Source organism: Haloarcula sp. Atlit-47R, assembly GCF_003665985.1.
Lineage (GTDB): Archaea > Halobacteriota > Halobacteria > Halobacteriales > Haloarculaceae > Haloarcula > Haloarcula taiwanensis.
In genome coordinates this window covers 296,847-323,475 of record NZ_QPLQ01000001.1, presented here as the reverse complement: position 1 = coordinate 323,475, position 26,629 = coordinate 296,847, and the positions used below count along the sequence as shown (strand labels likewise).

Genomic DNA, 26,629 nt, shown 5'->3' with positions numbered 1-26,629 from the left:
ATAGTCCGTGGCCATGCCCCCTCAAACCCTCCGTTCCGACAGAAGACTTTTTGACTGCGTACGACTTCCGCGGTGGTATGCGGCTCGTCCACGACCCCGACGGCGCGGCTCGCCCTCTCGCGACGGAAGTGGAATACGCCGAATCGATACTCGAACAGAGCCGGGGGCTGATGTTCCGGTCATCGATTCCCGACGACTACGCGCTTGTCTTCCCCTTCAACCGCGCCAGCCGACAGTTTATCCACATGCTGTTCGTCCGGTTCCCGCTGGACGTACTCTGGCTCGTCGACGAGGAGGTCCAAGCCGTCGAAACCATGCAACCTTGGCGCTCGGTCGGCTACGCGAACGCGGACACTGTCATCGAACTACCCGGTGGCGCGGCATCAGACGTCTCTGTGGGTGACATGGTCCGCTTAGAATCCTGAACACGACCGGTATGAAGTGTGGTCGTCGGTTCCGTCACCTTTTAGACCGTGAGGATTAGAGTAGTCACCACTATGTCGGAACACCCGACGGAGGATAGAGGAAGTCGCCGCGAGGCGGCTGGCCGCGAAATTCGTGGCGCGTGATGGAGCATCTTCTGTGAGTCAGAACACACTGTTCGAGGGGCACCCAGCGATGCGTGCGCTCTCAGATGTCGGTGAGGTACAGTTTCTCGACACGACACTGCGCGACGGTGAGCAGGCCCCCGGCGTCTCGCTGACGCCGGACGACAAGGCCGACATCGCCCGCTCGCTCGATGCGGCGCGTATCGATGTCATCGAAGCCGGGAGCGCCTGTACTGGCCCCGGCGAACGCGAGACGATTTCCCGCGTCGCGGGACTTGACCTCGACAGTACTGTCACCAGCTTCTGTCGTGGGATCCAGAACGATATCGACCTCGCGCTCGACTGTGGTGTCGACGGCATCAACCTCGTCGTTCCGGCCAGCGACAAGCACGTAGAACAGAAGGTCGGCACCTCGAAGACCGAGAACGTCGACAACACCGTCGAACTGGTGGAGTACGCTGTCGATCACGGGCTCTGGGTTGAGGTCATCGGCGAGGACGGCTCGCGGGCCGACCTAGACTACCTCGAAGAACTGCTCGGAGCGGCCACCGAGGCCGGTGCGGACCGCATCTGCTGGGCCGACACCGTCGGCCACGCGACGCCGGACCGCGCGCTTGAATGCGTCTCTCGGCTCTCGGATCTGGGTCCGGTCAGCACCCACACCCACGATGACCTGGGGCTGGCGGTGACCAACGCCTTGGTGTCTATCGCGGCGGGCGCGGACCTCGTCCATGGGACGATAAACGGCATTGGCGAGCGTGCCGGCAACGTCGCCCTCGAAGAGGTCGCCATCGCGCTCGACCACGGCTACGGCGTCGAGTCGATGGACCTCACCGAGGTGTACGACCTCGCCCAGCTCATCGCCAACCGGACCGGCATCCCGCTGGCTCCGAACAAGGCGGTCGTCGGCGAGAACGCCTTCACCCACGAGTCCGGCATCCACACCGACGGCACGCTCAAGGACGACTCGATGTACGAGCCGTACCCACCCGAGAAGGTGGGGCGCGAGCGCCGCCTCGCGCTCGGCAAGCACGCGGGCCGGGCCGGTGTCGAGGCGGCCCTCGACGAACACGATGTCGAGGTCACCGAAGACCAGCTCTCGGAGATCGTCAGTCGCGTCAAGGAAATCGGCGACCGCGGCAAGCGAGTCACCGACGCCGACCTGCTGACCATCGCCGACGAGGTGACCGGCGACGCACGCGACCGCCGGGTCGAACTGCTCGGCCTGACCGCCGTCTCCGGCTCCGATACGCCGACCGCAAGCGTCCGACTGTCGGTCGACGGCGAGGAACGCAAGGAGGCAGCGGTCGGCTCTGGACCGGTCGACGCCGCGATGAACGCCGCCGAAGTGGCGTTGTCCCACACTGCCGACGCGACACTCGAAGACTATCACGTCGACGCTATCACGGGCGGGACAGACGCACTCGTCACTGTCGAAATCGAGATGTCACGCGGTGACGATCACGTTGTCGTCTCTGCCAGCGACTCGGACATCACCCGGGCGTCCGTGCGCGCGATGGTGGACGCGATGGACCGCCTCGTCGCCGACGACGAAGAAACGCTCGTCGCCGACGACTGAGTAACTGATTTACGCAGAACGGGTCCCCTCCCGGGACCACGACACGAACGGTCGTTACTTGTGTCCGCGGCTGGCCTCGTGGTACTGGAACACTGTTTCCATGCCCCGAACCAGCGCATCGAGGTCCACGCTCTCGGTGTCGAACTCGCGGTCGCGAACGGACTGGTAGATGTCGGCCCACCGGTCCCGGAACCGGGCCTCGAACTGTTCGGCTTTGATTTTGTCGATGAGTTCGGCTTTCCCGTCAGGGTTTTCGAGTTCCTCGGGCGTGACGAATCCCTCCTGAAGGGCCAACACGACGATTCCCGCAGTGTAGTCCCCTTCTTTGACCTCTCGTTCCCATGTCGTGAGCCAGTTGCCGATTCGGGCCATCTCCTGTAGGTCCCAGATGAGGTCCCGAACGGTGCCGTAGTCAGCGAGTTCGAAATCCGGCGAATACATGAGGTCAACAGCCGCGTAGGGGAACATTACCATGTTATGTGCCCCATAAGTTTCTGCCCCGCTGAGGTTCGCAATCCGGGGGTTCTCGTTGACGACTGCGCTGTAGTCCATCGCGTTCAGCGTCTGTCGCATATCGTACGTGAACACGTCGTAGAACTCGTTGACGCGCGGCGCGTCGGTCAGTCCCCCCTCGAACTCCCGCCAGACGCGCTCGATAAAGGAGAAATAGTCTTCACTTACTGCCGCACGGCTCGGGTCAACGGCTGACGGGTCCTGAACAAGCCGTCGGGCCTCTTCGAAGGTGTCTCGGTCTCCGTCGTTCTCGACGATATCGTCCAGAATCGTGACGTACATCGTGAGAATCGTCTTCTGTGTCCGGACGTGGTCTGCGTGGGCCGGATGGACAGAGGAGAGGGTAAACTCGGGGAACAGCGAGTAGATCCACTGCCAGAGGAACCGATCACGCTCGCCACAGACCCGCTCGTACTCGTCTGCCAGTTCTGCAACCCGGTCCGGGAGGCTGGTCGTCCGAACCTCTTCGAGAAGGCTCTGTGCATCAACCGACGGAGACTCAACGCTCATCGTGACTGCCCTCCAACGCTTGCAGCCTCTATTCCGGCACAGTCGGTGGAATAATGTCTGATTAACTGAGGTTTTGCTGTCTCTACTGCCTCGGATTGAACGGTCACTGCCTTGGCGTTCTTACCCGACTGCGAGCCGGTTTCGATCAGTTGGTGTCCGACGTCCATACATCCGAAAGGCGAAGTTGAGCCTATAGTGGTACTGACGCCTAGCCTGCTGGTAGTATACTATTAACAAAGTATTTGACCGATTTTACTCCAGGTTACGTACCAGTTTTTCAATTGCTACCGGAAAAGAAATATCTACTTACTGAAACGTAGCGGCGATATACAACTCAGAGAGGAAAATAAGGTAATAATAACCCACCTGTCGGCGGGACCACTCACGATAGAGAGTGTCAGGAGAACAGCCGTGGGGTCAAGTTACGCTTCGAGTCCGGTTGCGGCCGAAACGTCACGGGACGGTGTCACCAGCACTGAGCGGTTCCCCTCAACTTCGATGCGGCAGTTGGCCATACTGAACACGACCAGGCCGTCAGGACTCGGTGCCCCATCCGTGTCTGGGCGGAACAGCCGGTCCAGCGCATCTGGATCGATACAGTCACTGATTCGATCATCGAGGTCGACGGGGTCGACACCCAGCGTGTCAGCCACGGCGTGGACGATGGTTTCGCTCAGCGGTTCGTTGGGTGTCGGTCTGTAGACCAGTTTTGCCTGGGACATTGTTCGTCGCTGTTTGTGGTTTGATGAGTGATTGAAAAGGTGATTGTGGCTATACAGATACAGCTCGGTTGACTGACCACTAATAGTATAGCGACGGCGTCAGCTATCGCCGAACACGAGTTCGAGCAGCTTTCGCTCGCTGACGCGGAGGTGCCGGTTGACCGTCGGCTGTGACACGTCCAGACTGGCCGCGATTTCCTGCCCGGTCGTCTCTCGGGGCCAGTCGAAAAAGCCACTCAGGTACGCCGTCTGGAGGACTTCAAACTGTCTGTCTGTGAGTTGCTCTTCCAGCGCCGACCGGACTGTCCCGTCCTGTTGACTGTCAGACTCTGCGCCGTCACGGCGCGCAATCAGCGCGACGTTGGCGTAGCGCTCGTCGAACTGTTCGACAAACTGCCGGATGTCAGTCTCACCCGAAACGACAACTGTCACCGTGAGTCCGCCCGTCGACGTTCGGATCGATTTCAACCGCCCGCCCTGCTCCAGTAGCGTCCCTGCGACGGTCTGGCCAGTCACGACAACCTCGTAAAGCCCGTCCAGCTGGTCGGTAGAGATCGCTCGCGCGGTGTCGACACGAGCCATCGATAGCAGCTGTTCCTCGACAACAACCGGGTCACAGTCCGAGACAGCGAGGAAGAGACGGAGTGCACCGTCGCCTCGCTGTACGGCGCCTTCGCAGACGACAGAGACGCCGAGCCGGTCCGCGAGCTGGGTCAGGAACGACTGCGGAGCAGACAGCGATAGTTCGAGTTCGACAGTGCCGTCGCCGGCCCGTCGCTGCCGGGATTCGATCTCCCGTATCGCATTCGCGATTGTCTCACCGAGTTCGGCGAACACCTCTTGGAGCATCTCATCGAACCCGTCTTCCTGGTCGGCGTACACCGTCAGGACGCCGTAGACGAAGTCGTCGTACTCAAGCGGGATACTGAGCGCCGACTGGAATTCGCGAGAGAGCGCCTCAGTCCGCCAGTGGTCGCCCCGGAGGTTGTCGGCCACTGACGGGACAACAGTCATCGTTTCGGACTGTGCGGTCTGAACGGCCGGCGGTCCGCCGCCGCGTTCGAGTGACAGCGAGATGGCGTCCAGATAGCTCGCGGTGTCGCCCGCCCACGCCCGGGGGACGAGTTCCGTCGCATCCTGCCGGCCGAGCCAGGCGAAAGAGAACCACTGTGAGTCGGCCAACTGGTCACACACGGCTTGTTCGATCTCCTCGGTGGTCTCCGCTTCGACGAGTACCTGATCGATCCGTCGAATGATCGCGTTGACCTGCTTGAGCCGCCGCAGTTCGCGGTTCTGTTCGCGGCGTTCAGCCTCGCGTTCTCGGAGCGTCGTCTCGCGGTCGACGCGTGCGAGTGCGGCTTCCGCGCTGGCGGCGAGCAGGTCTACCATCTCGCGCGTTCTGGCGTCGCTGTGTTGCTCACCCAGTTCGATGTAAAACACGCCGTGGTCTTCGAGCGGGAGACAGAGTCGCTTCGCGTCCGCCGTTACTGGTCCCGCCCCGAGGTCGATGGAGTCGCCGGGGGCGACTTCGACTGGGCTGTCTTGTACGAACACGTCCCACACCGTGCTCTCGCCCGGTCCGACAGACGCGCTTCGATCCGTCTCGACGTCGCCGACGCTTCGGAGGGTGTTGTCACTCCGGTCGAACAGGTAGATCTCTACGTCGGGCAACTCCAACACGTCGACGGCGGTGTCGAGTATCTGTTCGGCCACAGCCGTCTTCGTTTCCGTGTGTAGCAACTTCCGGGTCGACTCATGTAGCGCTGCGAGCGTCTCCTCGAACCGCTTCCGGTCCGATATGTCGCGGACGACACCGACCTGCCGGTAGCTCCCGTCCTTGCGGTCGTATGTGGTGAACTTGGTCTCTATCGGGAGCGTCTCGCCGTCGGCGGTCCGGAGGTCCGTCGTCAGCGTCCCCACGTCGCGTTCGCCCTCGATGAACTGTCGCGACATCTCCGCGGCCTCCTCGATGACGGATTCGTCCGCCAGCAGCGTCGCGTTTGACCCGACCAGCGTGTCCTTGTCGTAGCCAGTCATCGATTCGACGGCGCTGTTGACCGTCTGCATCGTGAACCCCTCGTCGAGCGTGTAGATGCCGTCCTCGATGGTCTCGACGATGCGCTCGTACTGCTCGAGCATCTCCGTCCGCTCGTGGCGCTCGGTGACATCGTGAACAATACCCAGATACAGTTCCTCGCCGTCCCACTGCTGGGGCTCGAAGGCGATTTCGACCCACCGTTCCGTGTCGCCGGCAGTACACGACGACGTCAGCGGTGTTCCCGGTGACTCACTGCAGTGGGTCCCGAGGTCAGCGTCACGCAGAGCTGGGAAGAACGCAGCTATCTGGCTTCCAAACACGTCCGACGGGTCGGAGTCAAGGAGCGCACAGAGGTGATCGTTCCCGGTCCGTATCTCCCCGTCCGCGGCGACGACGACCACTGGCTCGGGCATTCGCGCGGCGAGCGTCTCCAACAGCACAGGGGGGGACTGCTGTGCCGGTGTGTCAGGTGCCGCTTGTTCGTCTTCATCCGTTCCACCGACCGGCTTCTCCATACCGTTTCACGGCACTTGCCATGGGAAAGGTTGCTTTCAGTATACGTACCAGAATGCGGCGACTGTGTATCTGTTGGGTCCGGATACGGCTCAGTCGCTCCCGCTACGTCGACCGGCGATTCGAACTACGTCTTCGAGGCCGGACACATCGTAGTCTGGGGTCACGTCGAATTGCGTGTCGACCCTATGGGGTCGACGGATGAACGCCGAGTCGATGCCGGCCCGGTGTGCCGCCTCGATGTCGGATGCGTTGTCGCCGACGAACAGGGCGTCACTGACATCGAGGTCCGCCATCGCCCGCTCGATGTAGTACGGCCGGGGTTTCTTCCGCCGAAGGCTCTCGACTGTCGGCTCGCGCGCCCAGACGGTGTCGAAATAGTGGCCGATATCGAAATGCTCGAAGGCGAAGGCGACGGTCTCGCGCTGGTTCGAGGAAACCACACCCAGCGGGCAGTCAAGTCGGTCAAGCTCGGCTACGTCGGCGTAGGGCTGTTTCTCGCCGGCCCGGATAAGCGCCTGCTGCACCGCGGTCAGGGCCTCGTCACGAGCCCGGAAGAACCGCTCGGGGTCGATATCGTACTCCGTACAGATGTCAGTGAGTTCAGAAACTGTCACGCCGATGCTCATCGCTTCGACGTGGGCTGTCGACGGCGAGACCACCCCCAGTTCCTCGAAGGCCTGCCGCGCGCCGACGTAGTGTGCATCCATGTCCGTCAGCGTCAGCAACACGCCGTCGTTGTCGAAGATGACCGATTCGTACCCCATCACGCATTTTTAGGACGGACAGGCGCAGAAAGGTTTCGCGTCCTCACAGGCCGAGATCCTCACTGTCGCTTCCGCCCTGATCGAACTGCTCCGGCGGTCGCCCGGCCTCGTCGATAACGTCATCGGTTACTACGACTGGGCAATCTACTCGCAGGGAAATTGCGATAGCGTCCGATGGGCGGGCGTCGAACACCATGTCCTTCCGCCGGTCGTCGGTGTATTGCTCCGCGTCGATTTTCCCGTAGAACGTCCCGTCGGCCAAGTCGTCGATACGGACGCGGTCGATGGCAGCCCCGAATTCCGTCACCATCTCGACCAGCAGATCGTGGGTGAGCGGGCGCTCGAAGGGCTCGCCGGCCATCGCCAGCTGCATCGACTGGGCCTGGTCCTTGCTGACGAAGATTGGGACGATCTCCTCACGCGCCCGGAGCAGCACGACCGGCGTGCCGCCCCCCTCCTCGCTGACGCCGACGCCGACCCCTTCGACCGTGGCATCGTGTTCCATGGACCAGTGTTGGGCTCGCGGGTATGAAAAGCTACCCCGCCGGTGGTTTCAGGAGCTGTTCCGTGTACGATTCGCTCGCCGTCTGGACCGGCAGCACGGCGCGCATGCCAGCCATCTCATCCGGCAGTCCGGCTACAGTGTGACTGAGCTGTGAACGGGCGTCGAATCGGAATTAAACCGAATTAAAACGGACGTTAGAGAACCCAATTCGGATAAATTCGGCTTAATCCGCGTTTTCCGCTTCCCTCCTTCATATGCTACTGGGCCAGAGAGCCAAGCGGAGGCAACGACCACAATGAAACTCACTACGATTGCCGGCGGCCTACTCGCCGTGCTCGTTATCACGGGCTCGGCGGCGGCACTGCCCGGCGCAGCAGGTGCACAGGCCGATGCCCACGCGGACAACGCAGAGGCGAACACCGCGACGGAGCAGGCAGCGAACGAAACAACGACCGCAAACGAGAACGAATCGGGCGGCGCTGCCGAGGCGGCTGACCGACGCGGCCCGCCCGCTGACGCCGGCCAGGCAGCCGACCAGCGCGGCCCGCCATCGGCTCTTCCCGAACAGGTCCCTGACTTCGTCAGCGAGATTCACACGCTCATCGACCAGAAGCAGGCCGGTGAACTCACAGGGAATCTGGGCGAACAGATCAGCGACTTGACTCCCAGTGAGGAGAGCGATGCGACTGCGAACGAAAGCGGTGACGTGGACGACGCTGATGAGGAGCCGACTGGCGAGACGGATTCGGACGGCGACCAGTGAACTGACGACGACAGTGACGCGTACCTCCCCCTGACTCGCCGGCTCTCCACCGACGACTGACCAAGCGCGGTTTTTTTGCTTGCTGACCTCTGAGTGGTGTGTATGGATGACACCGCCGAGTCCAGCGTCCACGCCGACGACGGAACTGGTGACCGCACGACAGCGGACCTCCTTGCGGGTGACGAGGACTCGTCGGCGTCAGAATCGTCGAGCGAGATGAACCGGAAGCGGGCCCTTCTGTTTGTCTCGCCGTTTCTCGCTATCGGGCTGTTCGACCTGGCCCTGTTGCTCGGCTGGGGGCTGGACCCGCTGTGGGGGTTCATGATTCTCCCGCCGATACTGTTCGTCTCAGTGCTCGGCTGGATCGCGTTTCGGACCGGATTCGCGAGCGACCGGACCGGAGACCCAGCCCTCGATGGCCACGACTGACGGTTCTCGGCGTCGGTAGAACACCGAGTGACTGCCCGCGCCGGTGCGGGTGCCTATTCTTCGAACAGGTCGTCGACGGCAGCCCGGGCGGCGAGGGCGGCGTCGTCCGCGACCCGTGCCTCGTCCTGACGACTGTCGGGCGCGTTGACGTACACGTCGACGTCCAGCACGCTGTCTTCGAAGGTGACAGTCACGTCGAGGTCCTCGACTGCGCCGACGTCGTACCGAGAGAAGACAACGTCTTCGGCGGCGGCCGAGGCCGTCTCGACGACCTCATCGTCTGTCGGCATCGCCTTATGCGCCGCCAGCGCCGGGGCCGCCGGCCGGACCCGCGCCGCCCGCGCCGCCGAGCATCTGCTGGAGCTCGCTCTGGAGGTCTTCGAACTGCTCTTGCACACGCTCTTCCTGCTTTTCGAGCGTTTCCACGCGGACTTCGAGGCTGTTAACCTTCTCTTCGAGGTCGTCCTGTGCCTCGTCGAACTCGGTCTTCACGAGGAGTTCGCCGACCTCGCGGTACATGGTCGCGTCCTCGTCGATGTCGTCGAGCTCGTCGAGCGCCGTCTGGGACTCCTGGAGCTCTGTCTCGGCCTGCTGTTTCTGTGCAGCGACCTGCTGTGCTGTCTGCTGAAGGTCCTGCAGTTCCTCGAGCTTCTCCTGTGCTTCAGGCGGAAGATTACCCTGCATACCTTCAGAGTTGGGAGCCGGAGTGTTAAACCCATGCATCTAGCTCCGAACATAGGTGTCGAAACCGCGGCAGGCTCAGGGTCCGAATCGTCCGATATCGGCGTAAAACGTCCGAACTGGGGGCAGAGTCAGCCCAACGCACCGACAGTAGAACGACACGGGACCACAGGGATAGACGAAGTCCTGAGAGCATGGCATCATGACGGTGTCTGAACAAAGCACCGAGAGGGTCAGCGTAACACGTTTGCGTCTCACAGCCCTGACTACGGTATGTCCCACCCGTCACCGGAGACAGCCGCTGACCCGGATGAACTGGTCGCTGCACTGCCGGACCCGCTGGAACCGTGGCAGCGGACTGATGCCAACGGTGGTATCGTCGAGTATCGGATTCCGGACGACGACGGCGTCTGTGCCGCGGCCAAACTCGTCGTTCGACCCGAGCTTTTCGACGCCAGCGCGGTCCGGGTCGATAGAAAACAGGGGTGCAAAGACGTCGGAACGGGTCGATATCCAGATATCGAGAGCGCTGTCGATGCCGTTACCACGGAACTGGCCGCCGCGGCCGGCGAGTAGTTGTCGCGGCTAGCTACGCTGGCCCGTCGGCTAGGCCGGCGACTGTGACGTACAGTCCGAACGTCGAGATGACCGTTCCGGCGAGCTGTGTTCCCGCAGTGGCGAGAAAGCCGACATCCGTGTACAACAGCGGGGCGAGCATGAACCAGCCGCCAAAAATCGTCGTCAGGACAGCCGGTGGTAAACTCGGCTCGCCGGTCACGCGGAGCAGTTGGAGGTTTCGGACGGTGAAAACGAGTCCGAGAAGCCCGCTCGAAGTCACGCTGCCGGTAAACGCGGCTGATGACCCGACAACAACCGGGAGCAGTGCTCCGACGAGACAGCCCAGCACGCAGACGGCGGCCGAGGCCACGAGAAACTGAGGCGCGGGTTGTTCTGACACGGCAAGGAGTACGGACCGTGTTTATTAGTCCCTTACCCCAGCACAGATGGGCTAACGCCGGCGCGTGTTCAATTGGCGCTATGCGACCTCGCCGACGGCCCGTTCCCGCAACTCCCCAGTCAAATGCATCCCGTGCTGGTCGATTCGCCTGACGATTCGCTTTGCCTGGGACGGTTTGAGGTACTTGTCCTCGATAGCGGCCCGGACTACGACGCCGAAACTGCTCGTTACTTCCGCGCCGAGGCCCTGCGCCATCCGGCGGACGGTGCGATCCTCAGAGACGACAGCCACGGCGGAGCGGTCGTCGCTGGTACGGTGAGCTAACACGCCAGCGAGCACTGTCACAGCGGCTCCGAGTTCGGAATCGCCGAGCAGAGACCTGGCTTGGTCGATGTGGTCCTCGTCGACGCCGGTGTCGATATCGTTCTCGCGGTATTCGGTCAGGTTCGTCGCGGTCGGTTCGACCTGTACCTCGCCGATGACTGGCTCTGGGATGACGATGTCGCCGTCAAAGGCGTCAAGCAGCGACAGCTCCCCAACCTGCCCCAGCGAGTACAGCGACGTCGGCCCGACGTAGATGCGAGTCATAGCTCCGCGGCTGTGTCGGCATCGAGTTCCAGATCGGAGAGTTCGAGCTGTGTCGTCAGGTTCCGCTCGCGGGCCACGTCGAGCCACTCCGCGATGGAGAGGTCCGCAAGCTGTGCGGCTTCGGCCGCCGACACGTCGCCGGACTGGTACTGCTCGACAGCGACGCGGAGTCGGAGCGTCTCCAGTCCCTCCCGGAGGGCCTTTCGAATCGTGGTCGACCGGTCCTCGGAGAGCAACTCGGCGACATCGTCCAGTTCGGCTTTCTCTTCGCTCGGGAGTCGCGCGCTTATCGTCGGCATGTTTGCACAGTCATCCGCCGTAAACGCACATCAAACTACGGGTCGGAGAACTGCCTGTCGGCTGGCCTGAACGTCCGGACGGGGCAGACGAGGCGACCACCAACCCTTAACGCCGCCGGAACCCACGGGGAGGCAATGAGCGACGAAGCACACGCGTTCGTGCCCGGCCACATCACGGGCTTTTTTACCGTCGACCGGGGCGACGATCCGATCGAGACCGGCTCTCGCGGCGGGGGGCTAACCCTGTCTGATGGCGTTTCTGTTACTGTCAGCCGCGAGGCTGAAACCGAGATAACGCTGAACGGCGAGCCGATTGCGGTGGAGGCTGTCGAGCGAGTGCTTGACGCCCTGCGAACAACGGCGACTGTCACCGCCGAAACGCCGCTTCCGCTCGGGTCCGGCTTCGGCGTCTCTGGCGGACTGGCGCTCGGCACTGCGCTAGCGGCCAACGCTGCCTTCGGCCACGGCCTGTCGTACAACGAACTGGTGACCATCGCCCACGGCGCGGAAGTCCAGTCCGGCTCGGGCCTCGGCGACGTTGTCGCGCAGGCCCGGGGCGGCGTGCCGCTTCGCCTCGAACCCGGCGGGCCGCAGTTCAACTACCTCGACGCCATCCCGGCCCGCAGCCGCGTCGAATATCTCACGCTCGGCGAGCTATCGACGGCGGACGTGGTCGGTGGTGACACGGAGCCGCTGACGGCTGCCGGCGAGCGCGCGCTCTCTACCGTCGTCAAAGAGCCGAAACTATCGGCGTTCATGCAGGCCGCTCGGCAGTTTTCCCGCGAGGCGGACCTGTTGACGCCGGAGGTCAAGTCGGTCATCGACGACGTGGCCGAAGCCGGCGGTGACGCCGCCATGGCGATGCTCGGCGAGACGGTGTTCGCGCTCGGTACCGGGCTCTCCGACGCCGGCTACGACGCGACCGTTACGACGGTCTACCCGCCCGGGGCGACCATCGAAGACGAGGGCTGACGCAGCGCCTCGGGAAACTGCCGAACCGTCCCCCTTATCAGCGCGGACCCGTAGCCACAGCTATGGACTGTCGGCAGTGTGCCACGCCGCTCGACCGACCGGGCGATTACTGCCTGGTCTGTCACACTGCCAACACGGACGCCGTCGTCCTCGAACTCGACCGCGAGCGGGCGACGGTGACAGCGCTGCTTGACGGGGCTGTCGTCGGCCAGCGGACGGTGACGACGACGCCGGAGGGCGAGGGCAGCGACGAGGCCGTCGTCGTCGAACTGCGGAACTTCGCCGGCCTCGTCGCGGACGAAGTCCGGCGCAAGCGGCCCGAGGAGGTGTACGTCACGGGCGACCGCGACGTCATCGCCGCCGTCCGCCCGCAGTTGCACTACGAGTTCTTCCGCGTCGAGGGTGAGGACCCGGTCCAGCGGGTCATCGACCGCCAGGGCGAACCCGCGCTGGAGGTGGTCGACGCCGCGCCGGCGGAGAAACTCGGCGGGAGCCACTCGACGCTCATCGGCGGCCGGTCGGGCCAGCGGGTCATCCAGACCGTCGCCGGCCACCCCCACGTCAAGAAGGTCATCCCCGGTCCCATCGACGCCGGCGGCGCGAGTTCGCCGACGGGCGTCCGGGCGAAGGCGACCCGCGCCGACGACAACGGCAACGTCCGGGTGCTCATCCGCGACGGCTCTAGCGTTCAGGAGAACCGTGTCGTCACGACGGCCGGCGACCGTGAACTCGGCGAACACGTCCGGGCCGACCTGAACGAAGCACTCAGAGAAGCCGAATTGCAGGAGTAGTACCCGCAGCACCTGTGGTCACGCCACCACGACGCCCGCAACAAGCACTGCGGCCACCGCGACACCGACGACACTAGTCCGGTGAGCAGCCGGTAACGCCGTTCGGACGTCGAGAAGCATCGGGAGCGCATGGAGCGCGGCGAGCGCCAGGTAGCCGGCCGAGGAGACAAGCGGGAACGCGACCGCCCCGATGGCCAACAGACCGAGTCCGACAACGCCGGCACCGAGGTACCCGCGGCCGCGCACGGGCTGTCCGGCTCCTTCGAGGACGCCGCCGGTCCAGCAGTAGCCAACGGCTGTCGCACCGACCCACGCGTGCCAGAACGCCAGTTGTCCGGGGACGACACTGAAGAGGCCAGCGACGGTCAGCGCCATCGCAGTGCTGTTGACTGCTCCCCAGGCGAACATCGCGTCGGAGAAGCGGATGGAGTCCGGTGCGTGAAGCACGGTCAGGCCGACGAAGCCGCCGATCAGGACGGCCCACAGCACCGTGACGAGCAGCGCGCCGGTAGCGTGGTCCGACCACGCAACCGCCTGCGTACCACCCCAGCCGACCAGCCCGGCCGCTGCACCCGAGAGCAAGAACTCCGATGCTGTAAGCCGCCCGCTCGTGGCTGGCGCGACCCGCTGGATGCGACTGCGGAGTTCGTTGGCTGCCATCGACCGATGGTTTGCTCGCCTCCCTCTTGAGTGCTCTAGGCTAGCTCCGCGGCCAGCAGGAGGACGCTGGGGGCAATGAGGAGGACCAGACCGACGAGTAGCAGCACTGCTGGCACGACGAGCAGTCCCATGTCGGTGAACAGCCACAGACCGAGGCCGCCCAGCAGCGCGACGAGCCCGACGATTCGCACGAGCCACGTGACGATACCCTCGAATCCGGAGTCCGCGACGAGGTCGACGACGTCGAGTATCTCGTCCATGTCGGTCGGGCGTTGCTGGCCGAGCGTGTTAATCCCTGTGGCCGTCGGCCGACTGGACCGCATCTCGAAGGCCTTATGTGGCCGCTCGGCGGACAACAGACCACTATGGCTAGCAAGAGCGGAAAGACCGGTAGCTCGGGCCGTTTCGGCGCTCGCTACGGTCGCGTGTCTCGACGCCGCGTCGCGGAGATTGAATCGGAGATGAACGAGGACCACGCCTGTCCGAACTGCGGCGAGGACCGCGTCGACCGTCAGGGGACGGGCATCTGGCAGTGCGGGTACTGTGATTACAAATTCACCGGCGGCAGCTACAAGCCGGAGACGCCCGGCGGCAAGACCGTTCGACGCTCCATTCGGGCTGCACTGTCCGAAGACGAGGAGTAAAGGACCTCCGCTCCTATCTCTCAACTATGAGCTACAAGTGTTCACGCTGTAAGCGCGACGTGACGCTGGACGAGTACGGCGGCGTTCGCTGCCCGTACTGCGGACACCGCGTCCTGCTGAAGGAGCGGTCGCCAGACGTCAAAGAGATCAACGTCAACTGAGGCGGTCGGTTCGCGGCCGACAGCCGACGGTCGACTGCGCCACGTTACATGCGGCTTTTCTGGGGCAGTCCTGCGACCGATTCGATACCCACCAACAGTATGACTGCACCACATCAGACCCACCTCACCGTCGAGTACGACAGCGCTGCCAGGGCTCGCGCTATCGAGCGGAGCATTCGTCCCGAAATCGACGATATCGAGGGCGACCGGACGACAGCGCGGCTCGGCCGGGATGGACAGCGAGTCGAACTCACGGTCGAGGCGACTGACCTCGTCGCACTGCGGGCGGGTATCAACACGTGGTTGACGCTACGCGGCGTTGCCGAAGACGCTCTCGTGGGACGGCAGAGAGAAGCAGCGCCGAAATAACGGAGGCATCACGGAAATCAGGAAGCGGCGCGGCAGGCGAGCGCTATTGCCGGTAGCGGTCCGGGACGTGGGCCGCAATCGATTCGGGAACGTTGCCGAACACAACCGGTGCCAGGGCTGCCAGTCGACGGCGCAGGAGGCCATAGGTCACGCCGGTGAGGAGGGCCACGGCGACGACCCAGCGGAACGGTCCGTCTAGAACGACGAACAGCGGCGCGCCAACGAGTACCATCAGCCCCACGTCTGCAGGTGCCCCGTCGTACAGTATCCATCGCTTCGGCGACCGCCATCGGCCGCGGACGTGGTCGTACACGGCGCGCTCGGACGTAGCTTCCCACGGACGGAGTTCGAGGCCGCCGCCGTACCGGTCCATCCGGCAGTGGAGGGCAGCGGCCAGCAGGACGAAAGTGACCGCGACGAGGAGTGGCGTCTGGAGAATAGCGGCGAAACCGGCACTCGGGAGCGCCGCGAGCGTGTACCCGCTGGGGTAATGCAGCGTCCGCCGATGGCCCGAGTACAGGTCGAGATCGGGCAGAACGCCACCGACGAGACCGCCTGCGAGCGCGACCGCGGCGTGGTCCGGCGCAAGGACGAGCAGCGGTGTCGCAATGGCGAGCCCCGCTATCGCGTGCGTCGGCAGCATCATATACCTGTATAAGCGTCTGTCGGCGGTATAAACACGTCGCTGGGTTTATTCGCTGTCGTACCCCACGTGGACGCAATGACGGATGGGTCCGAGCGTCCCGACGGTACCCTCGGGAACATCGACCTCGACGACACGCTCGAGATGCTCTTCCGCGATGGGCGAACAAACGCACTCATCGCGTGGCTGCTCGTCGCTATTCTCACGGCTGTGTTCATCGAAAGCGCCCTTGATGTCGACTACCAGTGGATACTACTCGTCGGTTTCGTCGGCTTCGTCGTCCTCGTGCCGCCGGTGGCGTTCCGCGAGTGGCGCGTCATGCTGCCGTGGGAACTACTCTTTCTCGCCTGTCTGCCGATCCTGGTCCGGGGCCTCGTCGGCGGCACGGTCGGAACCTTTGCGACGTATCTCTCGCTGGCAGCGCTGTCGTTGCTCGTTATCGCGGAACTGCACATGTTCACTGAGATGGAGGTCACACACTGGTTCGCTGTCTGTCTCGTCGTCCTGACAACACTCGCCGCCGTGGCGGCCTGGACGGTGTTCCGGTGGAACGCCGACCGGTTTCTCGGAACGACGTATCTCACGACCAACGAAGCGCTGATGACCGAGTGGCTGTACGTCACCCTCGCTGGCCTCGTCGCGGGTGTGTTGTTCGATGGCTACTTCAGACGGCGGGACCGCCGCCTCTGGCGCGTCATCCGACGGATGGTGCGACGATGAGGCTGCCCCGACCGTCGATTCGGAATCAGCGGCGGATCACCCATGCAATGCAACTCGTCTTGCTTGCGCTGGTCGCCTACGGCATCGTCGCCGGTCGGCCAAAGCCGATTACGAACGGTAGTGTCGGTCTGCTGGTGACGTTTCTCCCTGCAGTGATGCGGCGGAACTACAACCTCGCGCTTGACCCGTGGCTCGCCCTCTGGATCACGACCGCGGTGTTTCTGCATACGCTCGGCTCGGCCGGACTCTACGGTCAGATCGGCTGGTGGGACCACCTCACCCACGCGATGTCGGCCTCGCTCATCGCCGCATTCGGGTACACGACGGCCCGGACCATCGACCTCCACAGCGATTCGATACACATCCCAAAGCGCGTCTTTTTCGTGTACATCTTCGTCGTCGTCCTTTCGTTCGGAGTTATCTGGGAACTGTTCGAGTTCGCGCTCGATATCGTCGCCACCGAAACAGGTGTCACGATGCCGCTGGCGCAACACGGTCTCGACGACACGGTCCGGGATACGATGTTCAATTCGCTCGGGGCGCTGCTGGTCGCGGCGTTCGGACAGGCCCACCTCACCGATGTCGCCGAAACCATTCGAGAACGACTGTTCGGTGTCAACTGATACTGTGTCGCCGGATTTGGTAGCCGAAATGCTAGCTACGGTGGCTGTGGTGGCCGAACACAGTACACCATTGACCCGAACGATGTCTGTTCGATAGGCCACAACGGAAGCCGCGTGCGATCCCCAGCCGTTCAATTACCGTGGCCACCATCCAGTTGGGTAGCTGTCATGTGAAACCTGTCGCCGCCGAACAGTTATTATCCCTCAGTAAAGTGGTTGAACAGCATACCAGGGTGATGATTGGAAACGACCTCGACGACGTCGCGGTTGCGGGAGCGAGACAGGCCGACGCTGCCAGTCGAGACATCGAAGTTGTGTATCTCGACTCCGACGCAACGGCACGAGAGCAGATACGCGAGGGACTGGCGGACCACCACGCTGATATAACGGTGACGAGCGTGGCAACGACAGATGCCGCGTTAGAAGCCGCCGTGTCGACGGATGTCTCCTGTCTCGTCTTGGACCCGACTGGACTGGGCGATATCCCGGCCGCACTGGTGTCGAATGACCGCTACCCGGTCGTCCTCTACACCGACGCCACTGCGACGAATAGCGCCGCGGCTGTCGTCGACGATGCGGCGACAGTCGTCTCGAAACAGGGGGACGGACAGCCGCTGCTGCTGGCGGAGAAGATTATCAGCGTCGTGTCGGCGTCAGCCGACCGGACCGAGTCCGCGTTCCGAGATGCGCTGTCCGAAATCGAATCGCGTGCTGAAGCGAACGAAATCGCTGTCCTGCTGGCAGATGACGGAACGGTACACTGGTCGAGCGAATCGGTGTCGGTGTTCGTTGACTCTCTCGACGACACTCGCCAGGTCGAACGCTTCTACGACGCCATGCAGACAGCACTCCCCGATACGTCCAGTGGCCGTCGGCAGTTACAGCGGCTCCAGAGCACCTCGACTGAACCGGTTGCCATCCGGGTTTCGGGTAGCGACCGCGATCAGTACCTCCTCCGACGCGGGCACGAACTACCGGCCGCTGCGGGCGGACTTACGCTCGTCCTGCTGCGAGATATCACTGACACTGCCCGGCGTGATGCCCGCACAGCGCTGCTGGATCTCATGGTCGAGCGGGCACAGGACGGGCTCTACACGCTCGACGAACGCGGTGTCATCGACTTCTGTAACGAGTCGTTTGCGTCGAACCTCGGGTACGAGCCGACCGAACTGTGCGGTGAACACGCCACGACAGTGCTTGCCCCCGGTGAACTCTCGACGGGGCAGGCGACTGTCGAAACACTGCTTGAAGCGCCTGAACGGGAGAGCGCAACTGCTGATCTGACGTTTCGTCGGAAAGACGGTACTGAACGGAAGGTATCAATCAACCACACGCTGATTCACGACGAAAACGGCAACTACAGTGGGCTGCTCGGCGTCGCTCGGGACATCACGGAACGCTGTGACCGCGAGCGCGAGTATCAGGAGATGACGGAGCGATTGAACTTCGCGCTCGAGGGCGCGGAACTCGGCGTCTGGGACTGGAACCCCAAAACCAACGCTGTCACCTTCGACGAACGATGGACCGGAATGCTCGGTTACACGACAGACGAACTGGAGCCACACTACGAGACGTGGGCCGACCTCGTCCATCCAGACGACCTCGACCGAGCGGAACAGGCGCTTGAGGAGCTGAAGGCCGGGGAGACCGATCTGTATCAGTGCGAGTTCCGAATGCAGACCAAAGACGGGGACTGGCGGTGGATCCGGGACATCGGCAAGGTGTTCCAGTGGAACGACGACGGCGAGGCGATCAGAGCAGTCGGAATCCATCAGGACATCACCGACGAACGGAAACGTCAGAACGCAATCGAACGCCAGCGCGACGAACTGGCGACACTCAACGGGGTCAACATGGTCATACAGGACCTCATTCACGCGCTAGGTGGTGCCGCGACCCGCCGCGAAACCGCGAAGACGGTGTGTGAGCGCGTCGTTGAATCCGACCTCTGTGAGCTAGCGTGGATCGCCGAGCGAGCGGGCGCGAACGACAGTCTCGTCCCGAAAACGGTAGCCGGCGACGATGGCGTTTGTGTCGACGACCTCATCGGTGGTAACGGGACCAACCGAGCGCTGTGTGAAACGGCCCTCGTGACAGGCGCCGTCCAGACGATACAGGACTGTGGTGACCCGACCGAATTCAAGCGGTGTGGGGCCGCCGCTCGTGAACAGGGATTCAAATCTGCCGCAGCGATTCCACTGGTTCAGGGGAACACCGTCCACGGCGTTCTTTGCGTGTACGCCGACCAGCCGGCGGCATTCAGTGGCCGTATAGCCGAGAGTTTCGCTGTCCTCGGTGAGATGGTTGGGTACACGCTTGCCGCGGTCCATAATAGGCAACTCCTGTCTGACGACACCGCGCTTGAGCTGACATTCGAATCAGAACGCCCTGACATACCGCTTGTCTCGGCAGCGAACGCGTACGGATGCCGGCTTGAAGTCATTGAGTCTGTCGAGACCAAGCCGACACATCTGCTCTATCTCTCCGTACACGGGGGGCCGCCCGATGCAGTCGCTGCGCATCTCTGTTCGCATACGGAGGTCCTCGGTTCGCGGGTCGTTCGTTCAGACGAGGCCAGCGCCGTTGTCGAACTTCAGGTGACAGAAACCGTCCAATCACTGCTGCTGGATGTCGGTGCCCGCTGTCGGACGATAGTTGCCGATGACGGGACGCTCTCTATTACTGTCGAGGCCCCGCAGGATGCCGATTCTCGGGCGATACAGGACGCAGTCTCTGACCGGATGCCAGGCATCGCGCTGACGGCAAAACAGGAGTGTGAGCAGCCAAGCGACATCCCTGACGCCGAGACAGACCCTCGGAATCACCTGACTGAGCGCCAGGAAGAAGTCCTCAGAACGGCCTTCCTGACGGGCTACTACGGCTGGCCCCGGGACACCAACGCCGAGCAACTGGCAGAGCGGCTCGGTATCGCGTCACCGACGCTTCATCAGCACCTCCGGCGGGCGCAGCGGAATCTCATCGATGCCGTGTTTGAAATAGACTCCTGAGCCGCGGTGAGGCCGTCAGCGAGCGAGGGCGGCGCATTCGACGGGTGCCTAGCCGTCTAGGTACAGAGTTAATATGGGGTAGGGCTATTAATTTTACGTGGGTAATGAGTAACCAAAGGAATGGAGGGTCTCAGAGCGACCAGTGGTGTGGGATGACGCCGTCGGAGCGAACGCTGTCTACGGCGGATGTAGATGACGTGTTCGAGGTGTTGGCTGATTGGCGGCGCCGCGCCGTCTGTCGCTACTTTGCGAGCAGTGACCGGACGGCCGCTGACGTTGGGGCGCTCGCATCGGCGATCTCGGAGCTGGGGGGCACGAGCACGGTCGATGCAGCAGACACGTCACCCGCGACTATCCGGGCCCAACTCGAAGAGCAGCACCTACCGATGCTCCATCAGATCGGACTCATCGACTACGACGAGCGAAGCGGCGCAGTAAAGTACTGGGGTTCGCCCACCGTTGAAAAGTGGGCTGACCACGCGGCGGCCGTCACGCAGCAGACCGATTTCTAACCGACCGAGGGGCGCATCTGGGGGGATGTCCCCTGTCGGAGCCGCTACTGGTTTTTAACGGGGGTCCCAACGCTGGAGCATGGACCTCCCACCAGTCGGGCTCGGCACGATGGGTATCGAGGACGAGGCGGTCGTTCGGACAGCCGTCGACTGTGGCTACCGTCATCTCGATACTGCTCAGATATATGACAACGAGAGCACTGTCGGCGCGGGCATCGCCGCCGCCGAAACCGACCGTGCCGACCTGACTGTCGCGACGAAGCTCTGGATCGACGCACTCGGGGCAACTGCCGTCCGCCCGGCGACAGAAGCGAGCCTCGACCGACTCGGCCTCGACGCCGTCGACTTACTGTACGTCCACCGGCCACGTGGCGACTATGACCCGGGAACAACGCTGCCCGCCGTCGAGGCCGTGCGCGAGGCGGGACTGACCGAGCACGTCGGACTCTCGAACTTCGACCCGGACCAGCTGGCTATCGCGCGCGATCACCTCGATGCGATTGCTGCACATCAGGTCGAGTTCCATCCGCTGTTCTGGCAGGAATCACTCCTCGCTGACGCCCAGAAACACGGCTATCCGCTGGTCGCGTACGCACCGCTGGCCGGCGGTCGCGTATTCGAGGAACCGACCATCGTCGACATCGCGGACCAGCACGACGCGTCGCCGGCCGCCGTCAGCATCGCCTGGGTGACCAGCTACGAAGCTGTCGTCACGATTCCGAAGGCGTCCTCCCGGTCCCATCTCGAAGCCAACCTCGCCGCTGCCGACTTGGAACTGACCGACGCCGAGATTGCGCGTATCGAAGCCATCGAGCGTGAAGAAGAACTGTTCCCGGAGTGACTCCCAGCGTCCACCACGAGCGGCCAGGCGCGGTCCGAGACGGTCTGGCTCGGCGGTCCTCTCCCCGTGTCCGTGCGTGGCCTATCCCTTCCGAAACCCGAATCCGATGGGCCATACCGATACCGTTTGGCTACGCGTCTTTAAGTGTACTCTTCGTAGTTAGCATACATGACAGCTGCCAGTACCACTGCAACGACAGTGCTTCAGGCGACACAGTCAGACGTGCTTCAGGAGATACAGTCGAATTTCCTCCTGAACTCCTCGCTCTGGGTGAACATCGCGCTGGCGGGCGTCGCCATCCTCCTGTTCGTCGCAATGGGTCGAGACATAGAGTCGCCCCGCGCAAAACTCATCTGGGTTGCGACGATGCTGGTGCCGCTGGTCTCGATTTCCAGCTACGCCGGCCTGGCGTCCGGGCTAACGGTCGGGTTTCTGCAGATGCCGCCGGGCCACGCCCTCGCCGGTCAGGACGTCCTGTCGCCGTGGGGTCGGTACCTGACCTGGACGTTCTCGACACCGATGATTCTCCTGGCGCTGGGCCTGTTGGCTGACACCGATATCGCGTCGCTGTTCACCGCGATCACGATGGACATCGGAATGTGCGTGACCGGCCTCGCCGCCGCGCTCATTACCTCCTCGCACCTGCTGCGCTGGGTGTTTTACGGCATCAGTTGCGCGTTCTTCCTCGCCGTACTGTACGTCCTGCTCGTCCAGTGGCCAGCCGACGCGGAAGCCGCCGGCACAAGCGAGATATTCGGGACGCTCAAGCTTCTCACTGTGGTGCTGTGGCTCGGCTACCCGATTCTCTGGGCGCTGGGTTCCGAGGGGGTTGCCCTTCTGAGCGTCGGCGTCACCTCGTGGGGCTACTCCGGGCTAGACATCCTCGCAAAGTACGTGTTCGCGTTCCTGCTCCTGCGCTGGGTCGCCGCCAACGAAGGCACCGTCTCAGGGTCCGGAATGGGCATCGGCTCCGGCGGGGCTGCGCCTGCAGACGACTGAGTAGGGTATTGAGACAGAGGCGGTGCTCTGCCGCCTCTCCGCCCCTGCCCGCACAATAGCAGATGCAGAAAAAATAAGCTATATCGCCCAAGTGGCTAGTCTGTATGCCCTCCCCATTCGAGAATCCGATTGTTCGATACGGTCTCCCACTGGTCAGCGCCACGATCGTTGCGGCTGTCGCGCTCTTCTTGCTCGAAGGAACGATACGCTATGTCGCACTCGGAATCGCCGCACTCGAAGTTGTGGTTGTGCCACAGATTCTGAAACAGGCGGCAACAAACGCGTAGTCGGGGACAGGTCGGATCGCCGCCCTCGTGTCGGTTCGGAGCGGAGCCCTGCGGCTATCCATCGCTGCCATTCCAAACTCGAGAACGTGAACCACTACGAGACAGTGTGACTCTACGAAGAGAGTCGCTGTCTCAGGGAGACAAGCGCTGCCGGTCTCGCGGGAACAGCACCGCTTCTCGGATGTTCTCCAGTCCGAGCATCGTCATGATGAGGCGCTCGCCGCCGAGGCCCCAGCCGGCGTGTGGCGGCATGCCGTACTTGAACATCTTGGTGTAGTACTCGAAGGCCTCAGGGTCCAGCCCCTGCTGTTCGAACCCTTCGACGAGGTGGTCGAAGCGGTGTTCACGCTGGCCCCCCGAGACCAGTTCCATCGACGGGTGCATCATGTCGAAGCCGGTCGAGACCTCCTCGTCGTCGTCGTGGTCCTTGATGTAGAACGGCTTGATTTCGCTGGGCCAGTCAGTGATGAAGTAGTGCTCGCCGACTTCCTGCCCGAGGACGTGCTCGGCCTCCGTCGAGAGGTCGTCGCCCCACACCAGCGGTTCGTCGAGTTCGCCGGTCGCATTGATCTTGTCGAGCGCTTCCTCGTAGGTGAGCCGCGGGAAGTCACCTTCTGGGGCCTCGAACTCCTCTTCGAGACCGAGGGCGTCCAGTTCGTCCTGACAGTTCTCGGCGACGCCCTCGTAGGCGGACTTGACGACGTGTTCGCAGGCGTCCATTGCCTCGGTGTGGTCGTAGAAGGCCGATTCGAAGTCGATGGAGGTCGCCTCGTTGAGGTGCCGCGGCGTGTTGTGCTCCTCTGCGCGGAAGATTGGACCGATTTCGAAGACGCGTTCGAGGCCGGAGCCGACCATCAGCTGCTTGAACAGCTGTGGGCTCTGGTTCATGAACGCTTCCTGTCCGAAGTAGGTGATCGGGAACAGCTCGGTGCCGCCCTCGGTCCCCGTAGCGACGATTTTCGGCGTGTTGATCTCCGTGCAGTTGAGTTCGCGGAACGCCTCGCGGACCGACCGGAGGACCTCCGCGCGGATCTCGAAGATGGCCTTCACTTCGTCCTTGCGGAGGTCGAGCGTGCGGTTGTCGAGGCGGGTCGGCAGTTCGGCGTCGACCTTACCCGACGGGTCAAGGGGCAGTTCGGGGTCGGCTTCCGAAATCACGTCGACGGACTCCGGCGTGACTTCGACACCGGTGGGCGCGCGTGGCTCTTCCTCGACAGCGCCGGTCACCGAGATGACCGATTCACGCTGGACGTTCAACCCCGTTTCCACGAGGTCGTCGTCCATCTCGTCTTTCTCGAACTTGACCTGTATCTTGCCGGTGGTGTCTCGAAGGATAAGGAAGGCGATACCACCGAGATCTCGGATTTCGTGGACCCAGCCGGCGACGGTGACCGTGTCGCCCGGCGTCGCGTCCGCCGTGTAGGTTCGGTTTTCCATGGGCGTTGGTTCTTGTGGCCGGAACTTAAGAACAGCCTTTCGAGGTGAGGACGCAAGTCGTTCCTGGCGGGGGTGGTATTAAAAATGTCTCCAGTACCGTTCCGGCCCGACCGAAGCGGTAGCTCGGTGCCGCTTGAACGTATAAACAGTTGATAGTGTGTTTTATGTGATACACTTTCAAATCCGACCACATGGCCCTCCCTCGATGGTTTCCCGTTGCGCGGAAAGAAGCAGTCGCGCTACTCAAATCAAAAGGAACCTGGCTACTTGCTCCCCTGCTCGCCGTCTGGGGCTACGGTCCCACCTACATCAGTTGGGACCTCCTTGGCCCGGATGTTACGGTCGGGTTCGTTCAGGCGGCCGGGTCCACGCTGCTCCCACTTGGCGTCCTGTTACTCACGTATCGATCGATTATCAAGGAGCGCACGTCGGGGAGTTTGAAATTCTTGCTTGGACTGCCTCTCACGCGAACTGATATTCTCATCGGCAAGGTCTTTGGTCGGAGCGTCGGCACCGTGCTTCCATTTGCCCTCGCAACGGTCATTCTCGGCGTGGTTGGCGGTGTCAAGTTCGGGCTGTTCTCCCCGCTGCGTTTTATTGGCGTGTTTCTGGTGACGGTGCTGTACATCGCTGTGCTCGTGTCGATTGCAACAGCGGCATCGGCAGTGACGACAAGCACAGTCCGTGTAACCGCCGTGCTCTTCGGCGGTTTCTTTCTGCTGCTGACACTGGGATGGAAAATCGTTGGTGTCCGGCTCTACTCAGCTGTGACCGGGAACGCAGTGAATCCGCTCGAACCGCCCGCTGACGGCCTGCTGTTCGCTATCCTTCGGATTTCACCGGGGCGAGCGTACCGAACGGTAACGAACTGGATACTCGGACTGGCAAACTCCGGCGGCCAGTACACGTCAGTCGCCACGGTACTGTATCCCGGGCATTCGATCAACGAGTACGTCGTTGACGCAGCCTTCAGTGGACAGCCAGTCCCTGCCTACCTGCACGAGTCGGTTGCTCTCGTCGTATTGCTTCTCTGGGGCGTCATCCCGCTCGCACTGGCCAGCTATCGATTCAATCGAGGTGACCTCGCGTGACGCCGCCGGCAATCGAGACCGAGGGGCTTTCGAAACAGTACGGCGAGGTTGATGCGCTCGATGCACTGACCATGACCGTAGCGCAGGGCGAGGTGTACGGTTTCCTCGGCCCGAACGGCGCCGGTAAGTCGACCACGATCAATCTGCTGATGGACTACATCAAACCAACGTCGGGGACAGCGCGCGTTCTCGGCCACGACCCGTGGACCGATGTCGTCGCCTGCCATCAGCGCGTTGGGATCTGCCCCGACCGCTTCGAGACATACGAGTCGCTGTCCGCGCGGCGGCATCTCGAACTGGTGATTGACACGAAGCGTGCCGACGACGACCCGCGGGCACTGCTTGAGCGCGTCGGACTGGTCAATGCTATCGAAAGACCCGCCGGCGAGTTCTCACAGGGAATGGAACAGCGGTTAGCACTCGCGATGAGTCTCGTCGGGGAACCGGACCTCCTGATCCTTGATGAGCCGTTCACTGGGCTTGACCCCCACGGCGTCGCGCTGGTACGGGATGTCGTCGAAGCCGAATCCGAACGTGGGGCAACCGTCTTCTTCTCCAGTCACGTCCTCGGGCAGGTCGATCTGGTCTGTGACCGCGTCGGGATTCTGTACGAAGGGGCCCTCATTGCAGAAGGCACGCTGCCGACGCTCCGAGACACCTGTGACCTTTCGTCCGATGCGACAGTGGAAGACATCTTCATGACACTGACTGATGGCTCCGCCCACGTTACCGAGGTGGACCTATGAACCGCCGCCGGTATCTGGCTGTGTCGACGGCGGTGCTGTCCGGACTCGCCGGCTGTTTGGGCGATCCTGAGTACACGATCTCCAGCGTGGAAACCGAAGCTGATTCGCACCCGCTGGCACTGGATGTGACAGTGATTGATCGGGACATCGCAATCGAAAGCCCCGGTCGGCTGGACATAACGCTCCGAAACACCGGGACACAGGACGTTACAATAAAGAACACCGGTGTCTGGCCACTCGGGATGTTAGGGTTGACGCCAGTGGGCGGGTCAGTGTCCGCTGACATTCTCCTGTTGACCGCTGCGTATGAGCAGTCAACTGCTGTCGAGGTACGGCCAAACGGGGCGCATAAAGACGGCGACCCACTCACCGGAACGCTAGCGACTGCTGAATCTATTCAGCGGCAGTACCAACTCATCGGGCGGCGGGTGTCGACCGCCGGCACGTACACGCTGCAGGGCTACTTTGACGACGTTCTGCTATCCTACCGCACCGGCGAGGATACCGACTGGGTCGCGTATCACCCGACAGTAACCGTGACACTCACCGAACAGTCGGTGCTTTCCTGAGACATAGCGGCGTCTGTGCCCCGAGCCCGCAGAGCGGGGCGTCGTGCTGCTGGTGAGTCACAGAGGAGTGTGGAAAACAGCCTGACAATACCGCAGCGTCCGGGCCAATATCCTGAACTTTTGTACTGGTAGCCGTCGAAACA

General features: G+C 62.8%; 34 protein-coding genes. 20 read left to right on the top strand and 14 right to left on the bottom strand.

Translation table 11 applies throughout. From position 1 onward, the window contains the following. The first annotated feature begins 77 nt into the window (after window positions 1-77). Window positions 78-425 (top strand): DUF192 domain-containing protein, encoded by a 348-nt coding sequence (locus tag DVK00_RS01720; protein WP_101350650.1) that lies wholly within the window; start codon window positions 78-80, stop codon window positions 423-425. Window positions 426-618: 193 nt separating this feature from the next. Then, window positions 619-2,127 (top strand): (R)-citramalate synthase, encoded by a 1,509-nt coding sequence (locus tag DVK00_RS01715; protein WP_101351464.1) that lies wholly within the window; start codon window positions 619-621, stop codon window positions 2,125-2,127. Between the two features lie 54 nt (window positions 2,128-2,181). Here DVK00_RS01715 and DVK00_RS01710 read toward each other — a convergent pair whose 3' ends face one another. The 5 genes from DVK00_RS01710 to DVK00_RS01690 all read right to left on the bottom strand — a co-directional run bounded on the left by DVK00_RS01710 (window position 2,182) and on the right by DVK00_RS01690 (window position 7,695). After that, the gene (locus DVK00_RS01710; protein ID WP_121511660.1) at window positions 2,182-3,150 is read right to left on the bottom strand and encodes a terpene synthase family protein; all 969 of its coding nucleotides are present in this window, start codon (window positions 3,148-3,150) and stop codon (window positions 2,182-2,184) included. 422 nt (window positions 3,151-3,572) lie between these two features. Further along, a complete protein-coding gene (locus DVK00_RS01705; protein ID WP_101350648.1) occupies window positions 3,573-3,872 on the bottom strand; it encodes a HalOD1 output domain-containing protein in 300 nt (99 codons plus the stop codon). 99 nt (window positions 3,873-3,971) lie between these two features. Next, complete coding sequence (locus DVK00_RS01700; protein WP_121577136.1) at window positions 3,972-6,425, bottom strand: bacterio-opsin activator domain-containing protein; 2,454 nt, start codon at window positions 6,423-6,425, stop codon at window positions 3,972-3,974. 90 nt (window positions 6,426-6,515) lie between these two features. Then, a complete protein-coding gene (locus DVK00_RS01695) occupies window positions 6,516-7,190 on the bottom strand; it encodes an HAD family hydrolase (protein ID WP_101350646.1) in 675 nt (224 codons plus the stop codon). A 43-nt stretch (window positions 7,191-7,233) separates the two neighbouring features. After that, window positions 7,234-7,695, bottom strand: a complete 462-nt coding sequence (locus tag DVK00_RS01690; protein WP_101350645.1) for a bifunctional nuclease family protein — start codon at window positions 7,693-7,695, stop codon at window positions 7,234-7,236. 295 nt (window positions 7,696-7,990) lie between these two features. Between DVK00_RS01690 and DVK00_RS01685 the strand changes: the two genes are divergently transcribed. Beyond that, window positions 7,991-8,458 carry a hypothetical protein gene (locus tag DVK00_RS01685; RefSeq protein ID WP_121577135.1) on the top strand — a complete coding sequence of 156 codons (468 nt, stop codon included), beginning with the start codon at window positions 7,991-7,993 and terminating at the stop codon, window positions 8,456-8,458. Window positions 8,459-8,560: 102 nt separating this feature from the next. Then, window positions 8,561-8,887 carry a hypothetical protein gene (locus DVK00_RS01680; RefSeq protein ID WP_121511662.1) on the top strand — a complete coding sequence of 109 codons (327 nt, stop codon included), beginning with the start codon at window positions 8,561-8,563 and terminating at the stop codon, window positions 8,885-8,887. A gap of 53 nt (window positions 8,888-8,940) precedes the next feature. Here DVK00_RS01680 and DVK00_RS01675 read toward each other — a convergent pair whose 3' ends face one another. Next, window positions 8,941-9,177: a DUF3194 domain-containing protein gene (locus tag DVK00_RS01675; protein ID WP_121577134.1), complete on the bottom strand. Its 237-nt coding sequence runs from the start codon at window positions 9,175-9,177 to the stop codon at window positions 8,941-8,943. A gap of 4 nt (window positions 9,178-9,181) precedes the next feature. Beyond that, window positions 9,182-9,571 (bottom strand): prefoldin subunit beta, encoded by a 390-nt coding sequence (locus DVK00_RS01670; protein ID WP_053967593.1) that lies wholly within the window; start codon window positions 9,569-9,571, stop codon window positions 9,182-9,184. A 270-nt stretch (window positions 9,572-9,841) separates the two neighbouring features. On the opposite strand from DVK00_RS01670, the gene DVK00_RS01665 reads away from it, so the two are divergent. Then, window positions 9,842-10,144: a hypothetical protein gene (locus DVK00_RS01665; RefSeq protein WP_101350641.1), complete on the top strand. Its 303-nt coding sequence runs from the start codon at window positions 9,842-9,844 to the stop codon at window positions 10,142-10,144. Window positions 10,145-10,157: 13 nt separating this feature from the next. Here the strand turns inward: DVK00_RS01665 and DVK00_RS01660 are convergent, their stop codons facing one another. The 3 genes from DVK00_RS01660 to DVK00_RS01650 form a co-directional block, all read right to left on the bottom strand. Next, window positions 10,158-10,475 carry a hypothetical protein gene (locus tag DVK00_RS01660; RefSeq protein WP_101351463.1) on the bottom strand — a complete coding sequence of 106 codons (318 nt, stop codon included), beginning with the start codon at window positions 10,473-10,475 and terminating at the stop codon, window positions 10,158-10,160. Between the two features lie 129 nt (window positions 10,476-10,604). Beyond that, complete coding sequence (locus DVK00_RS01655) at window positions 10,605-11,114, bottom strand: hypothetical protein (protein WP_121535199.1); 510 nt, start codon at window positions 11,112-11,114, stop codon at window positions 10,605-10,607. After that, window positions 11,111-11,413: a UPF0175 family protein gene (locus DVK00_RS01650; protein ID WP_004957605.1), complete on the bottom strand. Its 303-nt coding sequence runs from the start codon at window positions 11,411-11,413 to the stop codon at window positions 11,111-11,113. The genes DVK00_RS01655 and DVK00_RS01650 overlap by 4 nt, the downstream gene beginning before the upstream one ends. A 135-nt stretch (window positions 11,414-11,548) precedes the next feature. Between DVK00_RS01650 and DVK00_RS01645 the strand changes: the two genes are divergently transcribed. Together DVK00_RS01645 and DVK00_RS01640 are read left to right on the top strand one after the other, a co-directional pair. After that, a complete protein-coding gene (locus DVK00_RS01645) occupies window positions 11,549-12,385 on the top strand; it encodes a pantoate kinase (RefSeq protein WP_101350639.1) in 837 nt (278 codons plus the stop codon). A gap of 62 nt (window positions 12,386-12,447) precedes the next feature. After that, on the top strand, window positions 12,448-13,176 hold the full coding sequence (locus DVK00_RS01640) for a DUF2103 domain-containing protein (protein WP_121535197.1): 729 nt from the start codon (window positions 12,448-12,450) through the stop codon (window positions 13,174-13,176). Between the two features lie 18 nt (window positions 13,177-13,194). Here DVK00_RS01640 and DVK00_RS01635 read toward each other — a convergent pair whose 3' ends face one another. After that, window positions 13,195-13,836 carry a hypothetical protein gene (locus tag DVK00_RS01635; protein ID WP_101350637.1) on the bottom strand — a complete coding sequence of 214 codons (642 nt, stop codon included), beginning with the start codon at window positions 13,834-13,836 and terminating at the stop codon, window positions 13,195-13,197. A gap of 35 nt (window positions 13,837-13,871) precedes the next feature. Beyond that, window positions 13,872-14,192, bottom strand: a complete 321-nt coding sequence (locus DVK00_RS01630; protein WP_232794557.1) for a hypothetical protein — start codon at window positions 14,190-14,192, stop codon at window positions 13,872-13,874. Here DVK00_RS01630 and DVK00_RS01625 point away from each other — a divergent pair. The 3 genes from DVK00_RS01625 to DVK00_RS01615 all read left to right on the top strand — a co-directional run bounded on the left by DVK00_RS01625 (window position 14,172) and on the right by DVK00_RS01615 (window position 15,010). Further along, window positions 14,172-14,480, top strand: coding sequence for a 50S ribosomal protein L37ae (locus DVK00_RS01625; RefSeq protein ID WP_053967600.1), 309 nt, complete (start codon window positions 14,172-14,174; stop codon window positions 14,478-14,480). The two genes, DVK00_RS01630 and DVK00_RS01625, sit on opposite strands and share 21 nt — an antisense overlap. A 26-nt stretch (window positions 14,481-14,506) precedes the next feature. Beyond that, on the top strand, window positions 14,507-14,641 hold the full coding sequence (locus DVK00_RS01620) for a DNA-directed RNA polymerase subunit P (RefSeq protein ID WP_004517024.1): 135 nt from the start codon (window positions 14,507-14,509) through the stop codon (window positions 14,639-14,641). Window positions 14,642-14,740: 99 nt separating this feature from the next. Next, window positions 14,741-15,010, top strand: a complete 270-nt coding sequence (locus DVK00_RS01615) for a KEOPS complex subunit Pcc1 (protein ID WP_121577133.1) — start codon at window positions 14,741-14,743, stop codon at window positions 15,008-15,010. A gap of 43 nt (window positions 15,011-15,053) precedes the next feature. On the opposite strand, the gene DVK00_RS01610 is transcribed toward DVK00_RS01615, so the two are convergent. After that, entirely contained in the window at window positions 15,054-15,656 is a 603-nt protein-coding gene (locus tag DVK00_RS01610; protein ID WP_101350635.1) for a metal-dependent hydrolase, read from the bottom strand. Between the two features lie 75 nt (window positions 15,657-15,731). Here DVK00_RS01610 and DVK00_RS01605 point away from each other — a divergent pair, with 75 nt between their 5' ends. From DVK00_RS01605 to DVK00_RS01575, 7 genes are all read left to right on the top strand, one after another. Further along, window positions 15,732-16,373 carry a hypothetical protein gene (locus DVK00_RS01605; protein ID WP_121577132.1) on the top strand — a complete coding sequence of 214 codons (642 nt, stop codon included), beginning with the start codon at window positions 15,732-15,734 and terminating at the stop codon, window positions 16,371-16,373. A gap of 17 nt (window positions 16,374-16,390) precedes the next feature. Next, window positions 16,391-16,996: a hypothetical protein gene (locus DVK00_RS01600; RefSeq protein ID WP_121511736.1), complete on the top strand. Its 606-nt coding sequence runs from the start codon at window positions 16,391-16,393 to the stop codon at window positions 16,994-16,996. A 236-nt stretch (window positions 16,997-17,232) separates the two neighbouring features. Next, window positions 17,233-20,004, top strand: a complete 2,772-nt coding sequence (locus DVK00_RS01595; protein WP_121577131.1) for a PAS domain S-box protein — start codon at window positions 17,233-17,235, stop codon at window positions 20,002-20,004. Between the two features lie 104 nt (window positions 20,005-20,108). Beyond that, complete coding sequence (locus DVK00_RS01590; protein WP_232794472.1) at window positions 20,109-20,516, top strand: ArsR family transcriptional regulator; 408 nt, start codon at window positions 20,109-20,111, stop codon at window positions 20,514-20,516. 79 nt (window positions 20,517-20,595) lie between these two features. Continuing rightward, complete coding sequence (locus tag DVK00_RS01585; RefSeq protein ID WP_101350631.1) at window positions 20,596-21,357, top strand: aldo/keto reductase; 762 nt, start codon at window positions 20,596-20,598, stop codon at window positions 21,355-21,357. Between the two features lie 168 nt (window positions 21,358-21,525). Next, a complete protein-coding gene (hop, locus tag DVK00_RS01580) occupies window positions 21,526-22,356 on the top strand; it encodes a halorhodopsin (RefSeq protein ID WP_101350630.1) in 831 nt (276 codons plus the stop codon). Window positions 22,357-22,460: 104 nt separating this feature from the next. Then, window positions 22,461-22,643, top strand: coding sequence for a hypothetical protein (locus tag DVK00_RS01575; protein WP_101350629.1), 183 nt, complete (start codon window positions 22,461-22,463; stop codon window positions 22,641-22,643). Between the two features lie 132 nt (window positions 22,644-22,775). On the opposite strand, the gene aspS is transcribed toward DVK00_RS01575, so the two are convergent. Further along, window positions 22,776-24,080 (bottom strand): aspartate--tRNA(Asn) ligase, encoded by a 1,305-nt coding sequence (aspS, locus tag DVK00_RS01570; protein WP_101350628.1) that lies wholly within the window; start codon window positions 24,078-24,080, stop codon window positions 22,776-22,778. 191 nt (window positions 24,081-24,271) lie between these two features. On the opposite strand from aspS, the gene DVK00_RS01565 reads away from it, so the two are divergent. The 3 genes from DVK00_RS01565 to DVK00_RS01555 are packed head-to-tail and all read left to right on the top strand — an operon-like array spanning window position 24,272 to window position 26,486. Next, window positions 24,272-25,171, top strand: a complete 900-nt coding sequence (locus DVK00_RS01565; RefSeq protein WP_121511670.1) for an ABC transporter permease — start codon at window positions 24,272-24,274, stop codon at window positions 25,169-25,171. Beyond that, window positions 25,168-25,917 (top strand): ABC transporter ATP-binding protein, encoded by a 750-nt coding sequence (locus DVK00_RS01560; RefSeq protein ID WP_121577130.1) that lies wholly within the window; start codon window positions 25,168-25,170, stop codon window positions 25,915-25,917. The genes DVK00_RS01565 and DVK00_RS01560 overlap by 4 nt, the downstream gene beginning before the upstream one ends. Next, window positions 25,914-26,486 (top strand): hypothetical protein, encoded by a 573-nt coding sequence (locus DVK00_RS01555; protein WP_101350625.1) that lies wholly within the window; start codon window positions 25,914-25,916, stop codon window positions 26,484-26,486. The genes DVK00_RS01560 and DVK00_RS01555 overlap by 4 nt, the downstream gene beginning before the upstream one ends. Window positions 26,487-26,629: the final 143 nt, after the last annotated feature.